This is a genomic window from Mesorhizobium sp. WSM4820, assembly GCF_055811075.1.
In genome coordinates this window covers 74,716-91,620 of sequence record NZ_JBVVQN010000012.1, presented here as the reverse complement: position 1 = coordinate 91,620, position 16,905 = coordinate 74,716, and the positions used below count along the sequence as shown (strand labels likewise).

The window sequence follows — 16,905 nt, the reverse complement described above, 5'->3', positions numbered from 1 at the left end:
GGAAGCTTCAATCTCGTTGAGGCGCATTCGCATCATCATCATCGCCGCTCCCCGGTTCCGAGCGGAGTCGGCGGGGTGATTTCCGGCACCCGGCCATAGGCATGCGGCAGCGAGCAGGTGTTGATGTTCGGCAGCACGCGCTTGCCGAAGGACATGGCCTCGTCGAGATGCGGATAGCCGGAGAAGATGAAGGCGCGGATGCCCATTTTCCGGTATTCCTCGATCTCACACATGACTTGATCGGTCGAGCCGACGATCGCGGCGCCGCAACCGGAGCGTGCGCGGCCAACGCCGGTCCACAGATGCCGCTCGACATAGCCTTGTGCGTCGGCGCCGGCGCGGTTCTTTGCCTGGTGCGCGACGCCCAGGGATGTCGCGTCCAGTGCGCGGCCGCGGATAACGCTGCCCTGCTCGTCGTCGAGTTTCGAAACCAACTCCTCGGCATATTCGCGGGCTTCGGCTTCGCTGTCGCGCACAATCACGTGGACGCGCAGGCCATAATCCAATGTGCGGCCATGGGCGGCTGCACGCTCGTGAACATCACGCATGCGGTGCGCCAACACGTCCTTCGCCTCCGGCCACATCAGATACACGTCACACTGCGCGCCGCAGAGTTCGAGCGCGTCGGGCGAATAGCCGCCGAAATAGAGCAGCGGCCCGCCATTCTGTTGATAGGGCTTTGCGGGGTCGGCGGTTACTTTCCCGAATTGGTAGACCTCGCCCTGATGGTTGATTTCGTCGCGCGTCCAGGCCTGACGCAGGATCTCGATGACCTCGCGCGAACGCTGATAGCGGAAACGGCTGTCGGCGACTTCACCGGGAAAGTCGGAAGAGATGACGTTTATAGTCAATCTGCCCTTCAGCATGTGGTCGAGCGTTGCGAGCGTGCGCGCCAGCATGATCGGTTGCATTTCGCCGCAACGCACCGCCGCGAGAAGGTTGATCGAATGGGTTATCGGAGCGCAGCCCGCCACGAAGGACAGAGTATCCTGGCCAACCTGATAGGACGAGGGACACAGGATACTGCGAAACCCCAGTCCTTCGGCTGTCTTGACGATGTCGGAGCAATGCTCCCAACTCGACCGCAGCGTACCATCCGGTACGCCCAGATAGCGGAAATCATCGGAACACAAAGCGGAAAACCACGACACTTCAGCAGCATCGAGATCTGCGGACGTCACCGGAACGACCGTCAATGTCGGCACTCCCTTTGTTGTCAGAGACTGGATTTCCCTGTTGCATATCATTCGTGATTGTGTAGATCAATAGTGTATCAATTTTGCGTTGGAGACAATGTGAGCACGTCCAGAAACGCCTACGCGCTTCCGATGCATCAAAAGGTCAGCGAAATGCTGATTCGCGAGATTGCGGCCGGGCGGATGATTGAGGGCGAGAAGCTTCCGCCGGAGCGCGACATGGCTGCGGGGCTCGGAATAGCGGTCGGTACTTTGCGCAAGGCGCTCGGTGATCTCGAGCGCAAGGGCTTGCTCAGTCGCATCCAGGGTTCCGGCAACTACGTACGTTCGCAACCTGACGTGGCCAGTGTCTATTCCATGTTCCGGCTGGAACTCCTGGAGGGAGGCGGGCTGCCGACGGCGCGCGTTCTGTCAGTCGATCGGCTGGCGAAACCGATGGACCTGCCGGTGTTCGGGTCGAGCAGCGAGGCCCATAGAATAAGGCGGCTGCGGAGCCTCAGCGGCAAGCCGGCGGCGCTGGAGGAGATCTGGCTCGACGGTTCCCGTGCGGAGACGGTTGCTATCGAAGAACTGTCGGATTCGCTCTATCTCTACTACCGCAAGGCGCTCGGCTTCTGGATCTTGCGTGCAGAGGACCGCGTCGGGGTCGGCCAGGTGCCGGGATGGGCGCTGCCTGAATTCGGCCTCGCGCCGGGCGCCGCCGCCGGCTTCATCGAGCGTACCGGCTGGATGCAGGACGGCGCCAGTGCGGAGTTTTCCAGGACCTGGTTTGATCATGGCGTCGCACGCTATGTCGCGCGGCTGCGATAAGGAACGGTTATGGCGAAGCACATTTCCTACGGCATCATCGGCTGCGGCATGATGGGGCAGGAGCATCTTCGCAATATCGCGCTGCTGCCCGATGTCGGCGTCGCTTCGATCTTCGAGCCCGACGCGACGATGCGCGCCCGCGCGGCAGACCTTGCCCCGCATGCATCGATCGCCGGCTCGGTCGCGGAGGTGGCGGCCGATCCGCGCGTCGACTGCGTGCTCATCGCCAGTCCGAACTATGTGCATTTCGCGCAGCTTAGGGAAGTCGCTGCTGTCCGTGCGCTGCCCATCCTGGTCGAGAAGCCGCTTTTCACCGATCCGGTCGACGCAGCCGCGGTGAAGGCGTTCGCCGCGACTTTCACCGCACCAGTCTGGGTCGCGATGGAATACCGCTATATGCCGCCGGTCGCTCGATTCATCGAGCAGGCGCAGGACGCCACCGGCGGCATCCGGATGCTGACAATCCGCGAACATCGCTACCCGTTCCTGGACAAGGTGGCCCACTGGAACCGCTTCAACCGTCGATCGGGAGGCACGTTCGTCGAAAAATGCTGCCATTTCTTCGATCTCATGCGGCTGATCCTGAAATCGGAACCGGTAAGAATCATGGCGTCGGCCGGACAGGAAGTGAACCATCTCGACGAGCATTATGATGGCGAAACACCCGATATCTGGGATTGCGGCTACGTGCTGGTCGATTTTGCCAGCGGCGCGCGCGCCATGCTGGAACTGTGCATGTATGCAGAGGGCAGCCGCTACCAGGAGGAGATCAGCGCCGTCGGTGCGCGAGGTAAAGTCGAATGCGTGGTGCCGGGTCCCGGCCGCTTCTGGCCAGCTCATCTCGGTGCGGCGCCGACGCCGCAGTTGATCGTCAGCCCGCGCTTTCCGCAGGGACCGTACACCGTTGAGATCCCGATCGACCCACAATTGTTGACGGCCGGCGATCACAACGGCTCGACCTTTTATCAGCATCAGCGGTTCTGCGCCGCCCTGCGGGGCGAGGGGCCGGTTGAGGTGACGCTGGATGATGGCTGGAAAGCTGTCGCCATGGGTATGGCCGCACAATTGTCGGCAAACCAGGGCACGGCCATTTCCAACCCACTCGACGCATCAGTGACCACTTGATCTTGCTGACCAAGTGGTAGCGGAGACGGCTAAATCGCAAGATCCACGGCGTGAGCCGCCTAAAGCGCGTCGCGTTTGCCCCGGCCTCATGCGACGCGCTTCAGGTTGTTGTTTTTATGCATGTCGTTGTCGCAAAACCGCTGCACACTTTTGCGCGACATGCATTGGTGGGATCAGTCAACCCTTGCCTCCGATTGCCGCTATGGTTCGGACCAGCCTGTCCGCGACACAGGTCGATGCTCCAGCCGCCATGAGCATCTGCGGCAGGATCAACCATTCCAGCGTCCAGGCTGCACCAGAGCGCTCTTGCTCATGGATCAGCGCATGATGCATTCCCGACAATTGGACTGCGTTGTAGCGGGCAAGCGTCACCAGCATCTCGGCGTCGATGGGATTGCGCTTGTGCGCCATGGCGGACGACGAACCGCCGCCCGCCCGTTGCAACTCGTCGCCTGCCTGCGCCATCAGCGCAATGTCCTGCCCGAATTTGCCGAGGCCGCCCGTCACAAGCGACAGCCAGCTGGCCAGTTCAGCGATGCGGTCGCGCTGGCTGTGCCATTGCGGCGCGTCGCCGAGGCTTAGCTGCCGGGCCAGCGCGGCACGGAGGGCGGCGCCCTTGTCTGCAAACTTCTCGAGTGTCCCGGCGGCGCCGCCGAACTGGACGACGAGAACCGATCCCCGCACCGATTGAAGCCGCTCATGGTGGCGCACGAGCGGTTCGCGCCAGCTTGCGACGCGGTCGGCTACGGAAATCGGAGTCGCTGCCTGCATTCGGGTTCGGGCCATCAGCGGGCGATCGCCAAACCGATGGCCGAGATCGGCGAAGGCGACCACCAGAGCCGAAAGCCGTTCTTCCAACAGGTCGATACAGGCGCGAATTCTCAGGATCATGGCCGTGTCGATCACGTCCTGGCTGGTCGCACCGAAATGCACATGCTCCGAATGCGGCTCTCCGACAGCATGCCTGATCTGCCGCACGAGTTCCGGCACCATGACGCCGTCGCGCGCCGTTGCGTCCCCTAGGGCCCGGATTTCCGGCCGGAAGTTGTCGAGGACGCGCCCGATTACGCTTGCTGCAGCCGCCGGGACGATGCCGAGCGCAGCTTCTGCGTCGGCGAGCGCCTTCTCGAATTGCAGCATCGTCGCAAGTTCGGCCTCGACGCCGAGCAGCGTCGCCATCTTCTCATCGCCGAGAAGCCCGGACAGGAGGGGATTGTCGAATGCTGCGATCATATGTCGAAGAAGACCGTCTCGTTGATGCCTTGGAGATGGATGTCGAACCTATAGATGTCGCCATCGCGCGGCGCGACCAGCGTTGACATCCGCTCTTTCTGCTCAATGCGCATCAGGACGGGATCCTCGGCGTTGGCGGTTTCCTCGTCGCCGAAATACATGCGGGTGTGAAGGCCGATGTTGATTCCACGCGCGACGATCCAGACCGTCAAATGCGGCGCCATCTTGCGGCCGTCAAAAAACGGCACGCGACCGGGTTTGATGGTCTCGAACAGGCATTCGCCCGTCGTCATGTCGGTGGGCAGCCGGCCCCAGCCGGTAAAATTCGGGTCGGCGGAGCCGCGCAGATCCGAGGGCGAATTGTAGATGCCGGCTGCGTCCGCCTGCCAGATCTCCACGAGCGCGTTGTTCAGCGGCGAGCCGGCGCCGTCGATCACCCGGATGTTGACCCTGATGCGTTCGCCCCTGGTCTTGTCGTTGACCATCGCGGTGCCAAGGTCGCGTTCATAGACGCCCGAGATACCGGCGAAGTTGGGCGTCAGCCCGATATGGACGTAGGGTCCCGCGGTCTGCGAGGCGCTTTCCTTCAGCCGGCCAAGAGCCTGGACCATCAGTTGCCCTCGATGCGGTTTTCGAACAGCGTCGAGCGGCGGCCGCGCAGTACAATGTCGAATTTGTATGCCCGCGCATCCATCGGTACCGTTGCCTCCATGTCGAGTGCGGCGGTGAGGCCTTCAATAGCGCGGCGGTCGTTGATGGTCCGCACGATCGGACACCTCCAGATCATCGGGTCGCCCTCGAAATACATCTGGGTGATCAGGCGCTGCGCGAAGCCGTGCCCGAAGATCGAGAAATGGATGTGCGCTGGACGCCAGTCGTTGGGTCCGTTGGGCCAGGGATATGGCCCCGGCTGGATCGTGCGGAAACAATAGGAGCCATCCTCGCCGGTGATCGTGCGGCCGCAGCCGCCGAAGTTCGGATCGAGTGGCGCGCGATAAGTCTCCTTCCTGTGTCGATAGCGTCCGCCGGCGTTGGCCTGCCATACCTCCAGCAACGCACCAGCGACGCCGATGCCGCGCTCGTCGAGCAGGCGGCCATAGACGAGGATGCGTGGCCCGAACGCGCTTTCGCCCGGCCCAGCAAAATTGTGTATGAGGTCATTGTCCAGTTCACCGAGAATACTTTGGCCGAAGACCGGCCCCGTAAGCTCCGACAGCGTGTTGTCGAGGGAAAGAAGCGGCCGTTGCGGCGAGCGCAGAACGGACGTCTTGTAGGCCGGCGTGAAGGCCGGCGGATGCCAGTTGCGGTCGCGCGGAAAGAAGGCGCCGATTTCCGGCGTGCGGTTGGCGGGAAAGCGCGACTTGGTCATGATTAGCCGGCCTGAGCGTCGATTTCGTCGAACGTCTTCCTGGCGATCTTCATCGCATGATTTGCCGCCGGCACCCCGGCATAGATTGCCACATGCAGCAGCGCCTCGCGTATGTCGTCGCGCGTCGCCCCGGTATTGACGCTGGCGCGGATATGCATCGCAACCTCTTCGTCCTGCTTCAGCGCGGCGAGCAGCGCGATGGTGATCATGGAACGCTCGCGCCTGGTGATGTTCGGCCGCGACCAGACGTGGCTCCATGCAGCCTCCGTGATCAGTTCCTGGAAAGGAATGTCGAATTCGGTCTTGGCCGCCTCTGCGCGGTCGACATGGGCGTCACCCAGCACTGAACGGCGCGTCGCCATCCCTTCGACGTATCGGTCGCCGTGTCGTGGCTTGCTCATTTGCGCTCTCTTGGCATGTCGTTCAGGAAGCCACAGATCAGCCCGGCCAGCCTTTCCGGCTGCTCGACGCATGGGATGTGGCCCGCACCGGCAATGATCTCGAACCGTGCGGCGGGGATTGAGCGGGCCAGCGATTCCACCAGTTCAGGCGGCGTCGATCCGTCCTGATCGCCGACAATGCAGAGTGTCGGCACGTTGATCGCGGCGGTCGTCGCGGTGAAATCGGCGTCGCGGATCGCCGCGCAGGCAGCAGCGTAGCCGGCCGGATCCTGGCGCGTCAGCATCGTTTTATAACCCGCCAGTTCCTCGCCGCGATTGTTATGGAAATCCGGCGTGAACCATTTTCGCATCACGTCGTCGGCAAAGCTGGCGATGCCCTCCGACAGGGTCGCATTGATGCGCCCGTTCCACATCTCGGCTGTGCCGATTTTCGCTGCCGTATCGCAAAGGATCAATCCCTCGATCAAATCCGGCCGCGTCTTGTAAAGGCATTGCGCAATGACGCCGCCGATCGAAAGCCCGCAGATCACCGCGCGCTTTACGCTGAGATGGTCGAGCAGCCCTGCAAGGTCCGTCGCATGGGTCTCGATTGTTTGCGGCGCGCCACCCAGTTCGCTCAGGCCGTGTCCGCGCTTGTCGAACGCAACGGATGTACAGTCGTCGGCCAGCCTTCGCTCGACCTCGTTCCAGATGCGCATATCCGTGCCGAGCGAGTTCGCGAAGACGACCGTCGGCCTGCCAGTTTTGGGACGATGCCGGTAGTGGATCGTCGCGCCATTGATGCGAGCAAAGTTCATACTTGTCATAGCTTTGGCATTCCTTTGGGCCGCATCAGCCGTTTTTGCGCGGCGATGCGGAATGGTGCGTTCGGCGCACCATAGCCTGCATACGCGCCGCGCCGTTCAACGAACTCGATAATGAATCCCTCTCCGAATGTCGGCGCATAGAGCTGAAAAAATTCGCCGTTGTCGTCGCGGTCATAAAGGATGTTGGCCGAGCGTAACCGATCGGCGACCTCCGGATCCAGACCGAAGCGCGCTTCTACGTCGTCGTAGTAGTTCATCGATATCTGAAGCGGTTCGAAGCCGTTGGCCTGCAGCTTCGCCGCCGTCGCAAAGATGTCATCCGTCGCGAGTGCCAGATGCTGGACGCCGGAACCAAAGGTTTCAGCGATGAAATGGCCGGCCAGGGTGCGGTGACTCTCGGCACCGTTCAGCGTGAGGCGGAAGCGCTTGTCCAGACCTTCGATGACCTGGCTGCGCACGAGGCCGGCCGGATCGACGATGTCGACCATCGGGGTCTTGGTCGTCCTGAAGATCGAGACATAGAACAGCAGCCAGCTCGGCATCTCCTCCTGTGCCATGGTCTGCCCGACATGATCGATACGGGTGAGGCCGACGCCATTGCCGGAACTTGCCGACGTGACCGGCGTGAACTCTATGTCCCAGACCTTCGCCAGGTCGGTCTTGGCATCGAGGAAGTAGATCAGTCCGCCGCCGACGCCGCGGATCGCCGGGATCGACAACTCGCCGGGCCCGACCCGCTGGTGAAAGATCTCCGCGCCGAGTGCCTCGGCGCGCGCCACCGTGGCGGCGGCGTCCTCGACCTTCAGGCCCATTGCGTATGCCGACGTGCCATGGACAACAAAGGAAGAATGGGCAAAGCCCTGCCGCTCGGTATTGATGACAATATTGATCTCGCCCTGGCGGTAGAGCGTGACCTCCTTCGAGACGTGCCGACCGGCCTCGAAAAAGCCGAGCATGCGCAACAGCGATCCAAGCTGTCCGGCGTCCTGGCGATCGGCCGCGAACTCGATGAACTCGACCCCTCCAACTCCGATGCGGTCGGGCATGGGCGGGATAGCCATGTCAAGTGCCGGTTCTTCACGCCGCACCTGATCCATCAACCATACGAGCGAACGCCGTCCGTCGACGGAGATCGCCTTTGCCGACCCGCCACGGAACTGGTCGTTGAAAATCTCGAGCGACAGATAGCCGTCATAACCGGTTGCGGCGACCGCCTGCATGAACTGTCGCACCGGCAGATCACCTTCGCCTGGCATGTTGCGGAAGTGCCGGCTCCAATAGAGCAAGTCCATTTCGATCAGCGGCGCGTCGGCGAGTTGGACAATGAAGATCTTGTCCGCGGGTATCGAACGGATCGAGCCAAGTTCAATCCTGCGGGCCAGCGTGTGGAAGGAATCGAGAACCAGCCCGACGTTCGGATGGTCGGTCCTGCGCACGATTTCCCACGCATCGCGATGATCGTTGACGTGACGCCCCCAGGCCAATGCCTCATAGCCGACGCGCAGACCGCGCTTGGCGGCGCGCTCGCCAAGCTCGTGAAAATCCGCCGCCGCCCGGTCGATCCCGCCAAGCGAGACCGGCGACACCGACGAGCATACCAGCATCAGGTCGGTGCCGAGTTCCTGCATGACGTCGAACTTGCGCTCGGCACGATCGAAGGCGCGGTTGCGCTGCGGCTCCGGCAAACCCTCAAAATCCCTGAACGGCTGGAACAGCGTTATGGTCAGACCTGCGTCACCAGCCATTCGGCCGACGTCGCGCGGCGAGCCGTCAAAGGCGAGGAAATCGTTCTCGAAGATTTCGACACCGTCGAAGCCCGCGGCGGAAATTGCCGCGAATTTCTCCGCCAGGTCACCGGCGATCGACACCGTCGCGATCGACGTCTTCAAACGCGCCTCCTCCCTGGTTTTGTTATGAACGAACCAGTTCGTACATAAACTAAGGCAACGCTGCCGGCATCGCAAGTTCGGCGCTCAGCGTTCTGCGGGAGCTTCGTCCTTGGCGACAAAACGCAACAGCATCTCCACGCTGTTGCGTTTGAGCCGCTCGAGTTGTGCCGGCGCGCCGAAGTCGCGTCCGAAGATCATCGAAAAGGTGGTGCGATTGGAAACGTTGAAGAAGCACAGCGCGCTTATCTGCCAATGGAGTTCGACCGCGTCGAGTCCCGGCCGGAACACGCCCTCTTCGACACCGCGTGAATAGATGCGAGAGATATAGTCGATCGCAGTCACGTTCAGTTCGCGGATCGCATCCGATTGTTGGAGGTATTGGCCGTGATGGATGTTCTCGATCATCACCATGCGGATGAATTCCTCGTGTCGGTGATGGTGGTCGAAGGTGAACTCCACCAGGCGCGTCAGTGCCGCCACGGGGGGCAGACCTTCGATATCAAGTTGAGCCTCGCCCTCGCGCACCTGACGATACGCGTTCTCGAGCGCGCGCAGGTAGAGGCCTTCCTTGTCGCCGAAGTAGTAGTAGATCATGCGCTTGCTGAAGCGTGTGCGCGCTGCAATCTCGTCTATGCGCGCGCCCGACAAGCCGTTCAGGGCAAACTCCTTGGAGGCGATCTCCAGGATGTTGCGGCGCGTGCCCTCAGGGTCCTGGATACGCGTCGTGCTCGCGTCCGGCTTCGGCTTTCGTTCTTTCTTGATAACGGCCATGCAGTTGAGTTCCCGCCCCGGCGTGCCGGCATTTGACTAAACTAACCAGTTAGTACATTATTCGCAAATCGCGACAGGCTCATTTTACCGGCGCGTTTTGCGTGAACACAAGGGCGATCCGGGAATTGCCGCATTTGGGCTGGGAGGCGGCCCGCACAGGGAGGAATTTCGCGAGATGGACGACAGCCTTGTCGACCTCCTTTGCCGTCTTGCCGACGAGCACAAGGGCGCCGCCGGCGGCGACAACGAAAAGGTCGTGATTGGCCTCGTCGGACGCGGTATTCAGTCCTCGCGCACTCCCGGCATGCACGAGCGTGAAGCCCGGCGCCTCGGCATCGGCTATTCGTACCTTTTGCTCGATTTCGACAGGCTCGGATTGCCAGACGCGGCGATCGGCGACTTGATCGCGGCGGCGGAAATTGCAGGCTTTCACGGCCTCAATATCACGCATCCGTTTAAACAGGCTGTCATTCCCGTCCTCGATGCATTGTCGCCGGAAGCGCGCGTGATAGGCGCGGTGAATACGGTCGTCTTTGCTGGCGGACGCAAGGAAGGCCACAACACCGACAGCTGGGGTTTCGCGGAGAGTTTTCGCGAAGCGATGACAGGCGCATCGATGGGCTGTGTCGCAATGTTCGGCGCCGGCGGAGCGGGCGCCGCAGTCGCAAACGCGCTGATGCAAATGGGCGTTGGCCGGCTGTTGGTCCTCGACAGCCAACCCGGTCGCGCCTCGGATCTTGCGTCGCGCATGGGCGCCTTGTTCGGCGGTCGCGTCGAGACGTGGCCGGACCCGGCCGCAGCCGTGCGCATGGCAAACGGCATCGTCAACACGACCCCGGTGGGCATGGCGAAATACCCCGGAACACCGTTCGACACGGCTCTTCTGACAGCCGAAAAATGGGTCGCCGACATAATCTACTTTCCGACCGAAACAGAGTTGCTGGTCGCAGCCCGTACGATCGGCTGCAGAACGCTGCCGGGCATCGGCATGGCGATCCATCAGGCCGTCCGCGCGTTCGAACTCTTCACCGGGCGCAAGGCCGACCGCCGCGCCATGGCAGATCACTTCGAGGCCGCCGCATGAAGGCAATGACGTCTATAACCATATGAAGACCATAGGGAGGAAATCGACATGAAAGCTGAAATCAACCGACGCCTGTTTATGGTCGCCGCCGGCGCACTCGCCGCCGCGACCGCCGTTCCCGCCTTCGCCCAGGACAAGCCGAAGCTGCGTTTCTCGGCCGTGTTCTCGGAACAGGACATCCGGGCCGAGATGATGAAAATGTTCGCCGACGCCATCAAGGACGACTTTGCCTTCGAGGGTTATTACGGCGGCAACCTGTTCAAGCAGGGCACCGAACTTGTCGCCATCCAGCGCGGCAACCTCGAGATGGGCAACGTCGCCCCGCAGGACATCTCCAAGCAGATTCCGGCGTGGTCCATCGTCACCGCCGGCTACCTGTTCCGTGACGCCGCGCACGTGAAGGCGTTTTTTGCCAGCGATGCCGGCGCGGAGCTGAAGCGGATGGCCGAGGACCAGCTCGGCGTGAGGGTGCTCGGCCCTACCTATTTCGGCCTGCGCCAGGTCGGCCTGAAGCCGGACAAGGAAATCAAGACTCCCGCCGACATGGCAGGCATCAAGCTGCGCATGCCGGGCGGCGACGCCTGGCAATTCCTCGGCCAGGCGCTCGGTGCGAACCCTACGCCAATGGCCTATGCCGAGGTCTATACCGGCCTGCAGACAGGCGCAATCGACGGGCAGGACAATCCGTTGCCCAACGTCGAGAACATGAAGTTCTACGAGGTCATGTCGCAGATCGTGCTTACCTCGCACCTTGTCGGATTCGACCTTCTCAGCATCTCGAAAAAGGTGTGGGACGAGATGGGGGCCGAGAAGCAGGCAAAGGTCCAGGCCGCGGCGGACAAGGCGATCGACTTCTCGACAGAGAAACACCTGACGCGCGAGAAGGAACTCGTTGAAACATTCAAGGGCAAGGGCCTGAAGATCTACGAACCCGATGTCGCAGCATTCCGCAAGCATGTGCAGGAGCAATATCTTGCCTCCGACCTGGCCAAGGAATGGCCTGCCGGGATGGTCGACAAGATCAACGCGCTTTGACGCGACGAACGCGCCGGCCGGTCCGCTTGCGACCGGCTGGCCGATTTGGCCAGACGCTCGTCAGGGAGGCATCATGAACCCGGGATTGAGAAAGGTCGGCGGCTGGCTCTACCGGCGCGCCGAGAACGCGATCGCCATCGCCATCGGCGCCATGTTCGCCGCGTTTCTGCTGCAGGTTGCTTTTCGCTACCTTCTCAACTGGCCGACCGGCTGGAGCAACGAGCTCACCGTCGTACTCTGGATCTGGGTTGTGCTGTTCGGCGCAGCGTTCGTCGTTCGTGAAGAAGAGGAAATCCGTTTTGATCTCCTCTACGCCACAGTCGGTCCGGACATCAGGCGGGTAATGACGCTTGCCTTCGCAATCGCTCTCGTCGCGCTCTATGGCTGGTCCTTTCCGGCTGTCTTCAGCTACGTGACCTTCATGAAGGTCGAGAGCACCGCCTACCTCAAGATACGCTTCGACTGGCTGTTCTCGATCTATCTCGTCTTCGTGGTCGCCGTGATCGCCCGTTACCTTTGGCTGGCGTGGCGTGCTCTGCGCGGCGGAGCACCGGCGGAATTCGACCCCACGAAAGCGAGCTCCGGCGTATGAATCTCGCGAGTCCCTTTTCGCTGTCAGTCGTTGCGATCACAGCGCTGGCCCTGCTTGGCCTGCCGATCGGTCACTCGATGATCGCCGGGTCGATCCTCTATCTCTGGCTGGCAGGGCTCGACATGGGCACGTCGGCCGAGCAACTCCTCAACGGGCTCTACACAAGCTACATTCTGCTTGCCGTACCGATGTTCATTCTCGCCGCGGAGTTGATGAACGCCGGGACCATGACCGACCGGCTGCTGCAATTCTGCAACGCCGTCGTCGGCCGTTTCCGCGGCGGTCTGGCGCAAGTCAACGTGCTGCAGTCGATCATCTTCGCCGGTATGTCCGGCTCGGCCATCGCCGACGCCGCGGGCACCGGCAAGATGATGCAGCAACTCATGACCAAGGATGGCAAGTACCCGGCGAGCTATGCCGCTGCGCTGACAGCCGTCACCTCCGTCGTCGGCCCGATCATTCCTCCGTCGATTCCTCTGGTCATCTACGCGCTGATCTCGGATGCATCCATCGGCTACCTGTTCATTGCCGGTATCGTGCCGGGCCTTCTTCTCGCCCTGTCGCAGATGATCATCGTCGCCATCGACGCGCGCCGGAAGAACTTTCCGGTCGAGAAGCCGGTGCCGCTCAGGGAATTGCCGGGGATCACCTTGCGCGCATTTCCGGCGCTGATGCTGCCAGTCGTTCTGCTGGTCGGCATAAGGGGCGGCGTGATGACCCCGACCGAGGCCGCGGCGGTCGCCGCCGGCTACGCGCTGCTCATCTCGGTCGCGATCTATCGCAGCGTGACGCCGGGCCAACTCTACCATGCGCTTCTCAACAGCGCCCGCACCACGGCCTCGATCGGCATGCTCATCGCCGGCGCCCTGGTGTTCAACTACGTTGTCACGGTCGAGAACATTCCGCAGTCCCTGTCGGTGATCCTGAAGTCCTGGGATCTTTCGCCGATGGGTTTCCTGATCCTGGTCAACATCCTGCTGCTTATCCTGGGCTGCGTGCTGGAGGGCACGACCATCCTGCTGGTAATCGTGCCGGTGCTGATTCCGACGGCGCAGGCGCTCGGTGTCGACATGGTGCATTTCGGCGTAATGGTCGTCGTCAACATCATGCTCGGGCTCGTCACCCCGCCCTACGGGTTGCTGCTGTTCATCATGACCCGCATCGCAGAGGTGCCGCTGCGCGACCTGGTGCACGACGTAATGCCGTTTCTCTACGCCATGATTGCCGCCCTGATGCTGATCACCTTCTTCCCATCGCTGGTGCTGTGGCTGCCGCGCCTGCTGGGCTATCAAGGATAGGACCATGACCAAGCCAATCTTCGTCCTCAACGGCCCAAATCTCAACCGGCTCGGCATGCGCGAGCCGGAGATCTATGGCAGGACGACGCTCGCAGAAATCGAGGCGATGTGCCGTGACGCCGCCGGCGACCATCCGATCCGTTTTCACCAATCGAACATCGAGGGCGAAATCGTCAACTGGGTGCATGAGGCGATCGACGACGGCGCGGGCATTCTGATCAATCCTGCGGGTTTGAGTTTTATTTCGATCCCGGTGCTCGATGCGCTCAAGATGTTTCCGGGCCCGATCGTCGAACTGCATATCTCGAACATCCATCGCCGCGAGGAGATCTATCATCGGTCGCTGGTATCGAAGGTCGCCACCGGCGTGATCGCGGGGCTCGGCGCCGCGGGCTATCCGCTCGCGATCCGCTGGCTCATGGACCAGATAGACGGATAGTGTATCGCCATGCCTGAACCCTGCATCATCGCTGTTGCGATCACCGGCTCGCTGCCGCGCAAGGAAGACAATCCTGCGGTGCCAATCAGCGTGGCCGAACAGATCGAGTCGACCCAGGAAGCCTTTGAAGCAGGTGCGTCGCTGGTGCACATCCACGTGCGCAATGACGATCAGAGTTCATCGTCTGAACCAACGCGCTTCGCTGCTGTTCAGGCGGGGGTGCGTAGGCATTGCCCCGGCATGATCGTCCAGTTTTCGACCGGCGGGCGCGGTCGTGATCCGGCCGCGCGTGGCTCGGCACTTTATCTGAAACCGGACATGGCCTCGCTTTCGACCGGTTCGGTCAACTTCCCATCCATCGTCTACGAGAACCATCCCGCCCTGATCGGTGATCTCGCAACCGCGATGAAGGCAAATGGCGTGCTGCCGGAGATCGAGATCTTCGACCTCTCGCACCTTCACACTGCCAGGCGGCTGGCCGACGGTGGGCTTATCGGTGAGCGCCCGCACATCCAGTTTGTCATGGGCGTGCAAAACGCACTGCCTGCGCAGGAGAGATTGCTCGATGTGCTCCTCACGGAAGCGAAACTCCTGTTTCCACAATCCACCTGGACAGCGGCCGGAATAGGCCGCAACCAGACGATCGTCATGGAATGGGCGTTGGCGCGCGGAGCAGACGCAGTGCGCACCGGACTTGAGGACAATATCAGGATCACCAGGGAACGCCTGGCGCGCAGCAACGCCGAGCTTGTTGAAATCGCGTCGGCCTCAGTCGGGAAGTTTGGCCGGCGTGTGGCCACAGTCAACGAGGCGCGCCAAACGCTTGGTCTGGCGTCAGGATCCTAATTCCTGGGCCTTCGTCACGACTAGGCCGCCTCCCGATGGTTGAATGCCGGCAGAAATTCGGCGCGAAGGAAATCGTCGATCGAACTCGTGGCCCGTATGCTGGCCTGTGCGGTCGGAGCTCGCAAAAGGCCGAAACGGCTGAACGTGTCCCAAGTATCGTTAATTAGTGTCGAGAAATCACGCTGCATGCCTGCCAAGACCATTGCCTCGATATCGTCCTGACGCAGAGCTTTTCGAACTGCAATGTTGCGCCCGGCGATTTGCGAGAGCCGCTCGGCGATTAGGCGCATGGTTAGCACCTCGCGCCCATGCAACTCGACGGAAGTATTCCCCTCAAAGTCCAGGGCCAACAGGCGCTGCAGAGCAGCTTCGCCGATGTCCTTCGAATGCGCCATGTCGAACTGAGCGTCTGGGTCGAGCGGCGTCACAAGTGCGTCGGCTGCTTGGGAGGCAGGAAGAAAATAAAATAGGTTCTCGAAGAATTTTGGCGCTCGTAGATGCAAGATGTTGACACCCTTGAGCTTGTTCAAGATGTGCTCGACGTCACCGTGGGTGAGGATGAAGCCGCGATGCCGATCATCATGTGCCCCAATCGTGCTGAGAAACACCACGGCAGGTAGGCTCGTTGCTTCGGCTGCCTGAGCGTAGACAGAGCCTGTATCTGCAAACTCGCGACGAAAATCACGAGCGTCGTGACCTCCTGGAACGACAAGGTATGCTGCGTCGGCGCCGTCGAAGCTACGACGCATGAAGAGTTCGTCCGAAAGCTCGCCGACAAACCCCTCGGCTCCGAGTTCGACGAGTGGTTTCAGGCGATCGGCATCCCTGCCCAGCGCGCGAACGAGATGTCCTGCCTTTAAGAGGACTCGCGCAATATGGCTTCCAGTCCGACCTGTTGCAGCAGTGATGACATAGGTGCGTTTGACTTCCTTATTCGGCGACATGTCCTGTACCTCCATGACTCTTTGCTCCGATGAGCACACTGAAAAGAGGCGCAAGCAGCGCGAAAGGATTCGGTGGACAAAAAAATATGCAAATGCCGCATCGTTTCAGTCGGATAATCGCTCTTTAAAAGGGCCGGCCAACACAGATGCAAAGACGGTGATCCAAATGTCCAGTTTCGAGTCCGAAGGCGATTTCAGGCAATGGCTTATTGAAATGCGGCCACGGCTACACCGGTATTGCGCGCGCATGGCCGGTTCTGTGATCGACGGTGACGACCTTGTCCAAGACGCAATCGTCGGCGCGCTCTCGGCTGCCAACAGATTCGCGTCGATCGAGCATCCAGACGCCTGGCTGTTCCGCATCGCCCACAACGCCGTTCGCAAGGAGATGAGAAAACGGGCCTTGCGGAATCTGATGCCTCAGGAGGATCTGGAAATGGTCGAAGACAGCCGAAGCGACACCGGGAGCCGCATTGCTGTTGCTGCAAGCGTCCGCTCCTTTCTCGCTCTCGTCCCCTCTCAACGTGCCGCAGTGGTCCTGAAGGACGTGCTAGGCTACTCGCTCGAGGAGATATGCGAGGTTACGGACGCGACCCTGCCCGCAGTCAAGGCATCGCTCCACCGCGGCAGGGAAAATCTCAGACTGCGGGCCGATACACCACCTGCTACGATCGGGTGGGCGGATTCGAAAAATCGGAAACTGCTCGACGCTTATGTCGACCGATTCAACGCCCACGATTTCGCGGCGGTGGCAGATATGCTGGCCAACGACGTCAAGCTGAGCTTGGTGGGCAACTCCGAGATGGAGGGTGCCACGGCGGTCAAGACTTACCTTGGCAACTACAGCCGGCAGTCGGACTGGCGTGTTCACTCCGGCTTTGTCGATCTGCAGCCTGCGGTGTTGTTTTACAGCAGGACCAGCACTGAGCGGCCTACACACTTCGCGTTGATCAACTGGCACTTGGGCAACGTGATCAATATCCGGGACTATCGCTACGCACGTTACGTTCTCGAAGGTGCGGAGGTGGTCGTTTCGTCTTAGCAGAGTTGGTTGTTCTGACGACTAC

18 protein-coding genes are annotated in these 16,905 nt (G+C 61.3%); 9 read left to right on the top strand and 9 right to left on the bottom strand.

Annotated elements, in window-relative coordinates; translation table 11 throughout:
• Positions 1–38: 38 nt before the first annotated feature.
• Positions 39–1,196 carry an LLM class flavin-dependent oxidoreductase gene (locus AC0L2R_RS20055; protein WP_473511035.1) on the bottom strand — a complete coding sequence of 386 codons (1,158 nt, stop codon included), beginning with the start codon at positions 1,194–1,196 and terminating at the stop codon, positions 39–41.
• Positions 1,197–1,328: 132 nt separating this feature from the next.
• Between AC0L2R_RS20055 and AC0L2R_RS20050 the strand changes: the two genes are divergently transcribed.
• Entirely contained in the window at positions 1,329–2,006 is a 678-nt protein-coding gene (locus tag AC0L2R_RS20050) for a GntR family transcriptional regulator (protein WP_473511208.1), read from the top strand.
• Between the two features lie 9 nt (positions 2,007–2,015).
• On the top strand, positions 2,016–3,131 hold the full coding sequence (locus AC0L2R_RS20045; RefSeq protein WP_473511033.1) for a Gfo/Idh/MocA family protein: 1,116 nt from the start codon (positions 2,016–2,018) through the stop codon (positions 3,129–3,131).
• A 177-nt stretch (positions 3,132–3,308) separates the two neighbouring features.
• Here the strand turns inward: AC0L2R_RS20045 and AC0L2R_RS20040 are convergent, their stop codons facing one another.
• The 7 genes from AC0L2R_RS20040 to AC0L2R_RS20010 form a co-directional block, all read right to left on the bottom strand.
• Positions 3,309–4,364 (bottom strand): 3-carboxy-cis,cis-muconate cycloisomerase, encoded by a 1,056-nt coding sequence (locus tag AC0L2R_RS20040; protein ID WP_473511032.1) that lies wholly within the window; start codon positions 4,362–4,364, stop codon positions 3,309–3,311.
• Positions 4,361–4,975 carry a protocatechuate 3,4-dioxygenase subunit alpha gene (pcaG, locus tag AC0L2R_RS20035; RefSeq protein ID WP_473511030.1) on the bottom strand — a complete coding sequence of 205 codons (615 nt, stop codon included), beginning with the start codon at positions 4,973–4,975 and terminating at the stop codon, positions 4,361–4,363. Before pcaG ends, AC0L2R_RS20040 begins: the two co-directional genes overlap by 4 nt.
• A complete protein-coding gene (gene pcaH, locus AC0L2R_RS20030) occupies positions 4,975–5,733 on the bottom strand; it encodes a protocatechuate 3,4-dioxygenase subunit beta (RefSeq protein WP_473511028.1) in 759 nt (252 codons plus the stop codon). Before pcaH ends, pcaG begins: the two co-directional genes overlap by 1 nt.
• Before the next feature lie 2 nt (positions 5,734–5,735).
• Positions 5,736–6,134, bottom strand: a complete 399-nt coding sequence (gene pcaC, locus AC0L2R_RS20025) for a 4-carboxymuconolactone decarboxylase (protein ID WP_128166359.1) — start codon at positions 6,132–6,134, stop codon at positions 5,736–5,738.
• A complete protein-coding gene (pcaD, locus tag AC0L2R_RS20020) occupies positions 6,131–6,931 on the bottom strand; it encodes a 3-oxoadipate enol-lactonase (protein ID WP_473511206.1) in 801 nt (266 codons plus the stop codon). Before pcaD ends, pcaC begins: the two co-directional genes overlap by 4 nt.
• A gap of 5 nt (positions 6,932–6,936) precedes the next feature.
• Positions 6,937–8,829 (bottom strand): bifunctional sugar phosphate isomerase/epimerase/4-hydroxyphenylpyruvate dioxygenase family protein, encoded by a 1,893-nt coding sequence (locus AC0L2R_RS20015; protein WP_473511026.1) that lies wholly within the window; start codon positions 8,827–8,829, stop codon positions 6,937–6,939.
• Between the two features lie 84 nt (positions 8,830–8,913).
• Entirely contained in the window at positions 8,914–9,600 is a 687-nt protein-coding gene (locus AC0L2R_RS20010) for a TetR/AcrR family transcriptional regulator (RefSeq protein WP_473511024.1), read from the bottom strand.
• 175 nt (positions 9,601–9,775) lie between these two features.
• Between AC0L2R_RS20010 and AC0L2R_RS20005 the strand changes: the two genes are divergently transcribed.
• The 6 genes from AC0L2R_RS20005 (at position 9,776) to AC0L2R_RS19980 (ending at position 14,894) form a co-directional block, all read left to right on the top strand.
• Entirely contained in the window at positions 9,776–10,684 is a 909-nt protein-coding gene (locus tag AC0L2R_RS20005; protein ID WP_091595713.1) for a shikimate dehydrogenase, read from the top strand.
• Positions 10,685–10,732: 48 nt separating this feature from the next.
• Complete coding sequence (dctP, locus tag AC0L2R_RS20000; protein ID WP_473511022.1) at positions 10,733–11,719, top strand: TRAP transporter substrate-binding protein DctP; 987 nt, start codon at positions 10,733–10,735, stop codon at positions 11,717–11,719.
• A 73-nt stretch (positions 11,720–11,792) separates the two neighbouring features.
• Positions 11,793–12,311 carry a TRAP transporter small permease gene (locus tag AC0L2R_RS19995; RefSeq protein WP_473511020.1) on the top strand — a complete coding sequence of 173 codons (519 nt, stop codon included), beginning with the start codon at positions 11,793–11,795 and terminating at the stop codon, positions 12,309–12,311.
• Positions 12,308–13,609: a TRAP transporter large permease gene (locus AC0L2R_RS19990; RefSeq protein WP_473511018.1), complete on the top strand. Its 1,302-nt coding sequence runs from the start codon at positions 12,308–12,310 to the stop codon at positions 13,607–13,609. Before AC0L2R_RS19995 ends, AC0L2R_RS19990 begins: the two co-directional genes overlap by 4 nt.
• A gap of 4 nt (positions 13,610–13,613) precedes the next feature.
• Positions 13,614–14,048 carry a type II 3-dehydroquinate dehydratase gene (locus tag AC0L2R_RS19985; RefSeq protein WP_236390789.1) on the top strand — a complete coding sequence of 145 codons (435 nt, stop codon included), beginning with the start codon at positions 13,614–13,616 and terminating at the stop codon, positions 14,046–14,048.
• Positions 14,049–14,057: 9 nt separating this feature from the next.
• Entirely contained in the window at positions 14,058–14,894 is an 837-nt protein-coding gene (locus tag AC0L2R_RS19980) for a 3-oxoadipate:acetyl-CoA acetyltransferase (RefSeq protein WP_473511016.1), read from the top strand.
• A gap of 20 nt (positions 14,895–14,914) precedes the next feature.
• Here the strand turns inward: AC0L2R_RS19980 and AC0L2R_RS19975 are convergent, their stop codons facing one another.
• The gene (locus tag AC0L2R_RS19975; protein WP_473511014.1) at positions 14,915–15,853 is read right to left on the bottom strand and encodes an NmrA family NAD(P)-binding protein; all 939 of its coding nucleotides are present in this window, start codon (positions 15,851–15,853) and stop codon (positions 14,915–14,917) included.
• A gap of 151 nt (positions 15,854–16,004) precedes the next feature.
• Here AC0L2R_RS19975 and AC0L2R_RS19970 point away from each other — a divergent pair, with 151 nt between their 5' ends.
• Positions 16,005–16,880 (top strand): sigma-70 family RNA polymerase sigma factor, encoded by an 876-nt coding sequence (locus AC0L2R_RS19970; RefSeq protein ID WP_473511012.1) that lies wholly within the window; start codon positions 16,005–16,007, stop codon positions 16,878–16,880.
• The last annotated feature ends 25 nt before the right edge of the window (positions 16,881–16,905 follow it).

What these genes read in the sequence shown, in the direction of transcription:
- AC0L2R_RS20005 (WP_091595713.1), top strand. Translation starts at nt 9,776, where the DNA reads ATGGACGACAGCCTTGTCGACCTCCTTTGCCGTCTTGCCGACGAGCAC.
- AC0L2R_RS19990 (WP_473511018.1), top strand. Translation starts at nt 12,308, where the DNA reads ATGAATCTCGCGAGTCCCTTTTCGCTGTCAGTCGTTGCGATCACAGCG.
- pcaG (WP_473511030.1), bottom strand. Translation starts at nt 4,975, where the DNA reads ATGGTCCAGGCTCTTGGCCGGCTGAAGGAAAGCGCCTCGCAGACCGCG.
- AC0L2R_RS19985 (WP_236390789.1), top strand. Translation starts at nt 13,614, where the DNA reads ATGACCAAGCCAATCTTCGTCCTCAACGGCCCAAATCTCAACCGGCTC.
- dctP (WP_473511022.1), top strand. Translation starts at nt 10,733, where the DNA reads ATGAAAGCTGAAATCAACCGACGCCTGTTTATGGTCGCCGCCGGCGCA.
- AC0L2R_RS20010 (WP_473511024.1), bottom strand. Translation starts at nt 9,600, where the DNA reads ATGGCCGTTATCAAGAAAGAACGAAAGCCGAAGCCGGACGCGAGCACG.
- AC0L2R_RS19980 (WP_473511016.1), top strand. Translation starts at nt 14,058, where the DNA reads ATGCCTGAACCCTGCATCATCGCTGTTGCGATCACCGGCTCGCTGCCG.
- AC0L2R_RS19995 (WP_473511020.1), top strand. Translation starts at nt 11,793, where the DNA reads ATGAACCCGGGATTGAGAAAGGTCGGCGGCTGGCTCTACCGGCGCGCC.
- pcaH (WP_473511028.1), bottom strand. Translation starts at nt 5,733, where the DNA reads ATGACCAAGTCGCGCTTTCCCGCCAACCGCACGCCGGAAATCGGCGCC.
- AC0L2R_RS20045 (WP_473511033.1), top strand. Translation starts at nt 2,016, where the DNA reads ATGGCGAAGCACATTTCCTACGGCATCATCGGCTGCGGCATGATGGGG.
- AC0L2R_RS20050 (WP_473511208.1), top strand. Translation starts at nt 1,329, where the DNA reads ATGCATCAAAAGGTCAGCGAAATGCTGATTCGCGAGATTGCGGCCGGG.
- AC0L2R_RS19975 (WP_473511014.1), bottom strand. Translation starts at nt 15,853, where the DNA reads ATGGAGGTACAGGACATGTCGCCGAATAAGGAAGTCAAACGCACCTAT.
- pcaD (WP_473511206.1), bottom strand. Translation starts at nt 6,931, where the DNA reads ATGAACTTTGCTCGCATCAATGGCGCGACGATCCACTACCGGCATCGT.
- AC0L2R_RS19970 (WP_473511012.1), top strand. Translation starts at nt 16,005, where the DNA reads ATGTCCAGTTTCGAGTCCGAAGGCGATTTCAGGCAATGGCTTATTGAA.
- AC0L2R_RS20040 (WP_473511032.1), bottom strand. Translation starts at nt 4,364, where the DNA reads ATGATCGCAGCATTCGACAATCCCCTCCTGTCCGGGCTTCTCGGCGAT.
- pcaC (WP_128166359.1), bottom strand. Translation starts at nt 6,134, where the DNA reads ATGAGCAAGCCACGACACGGCGACCGATACGTCGAAGGGATGGCGACG.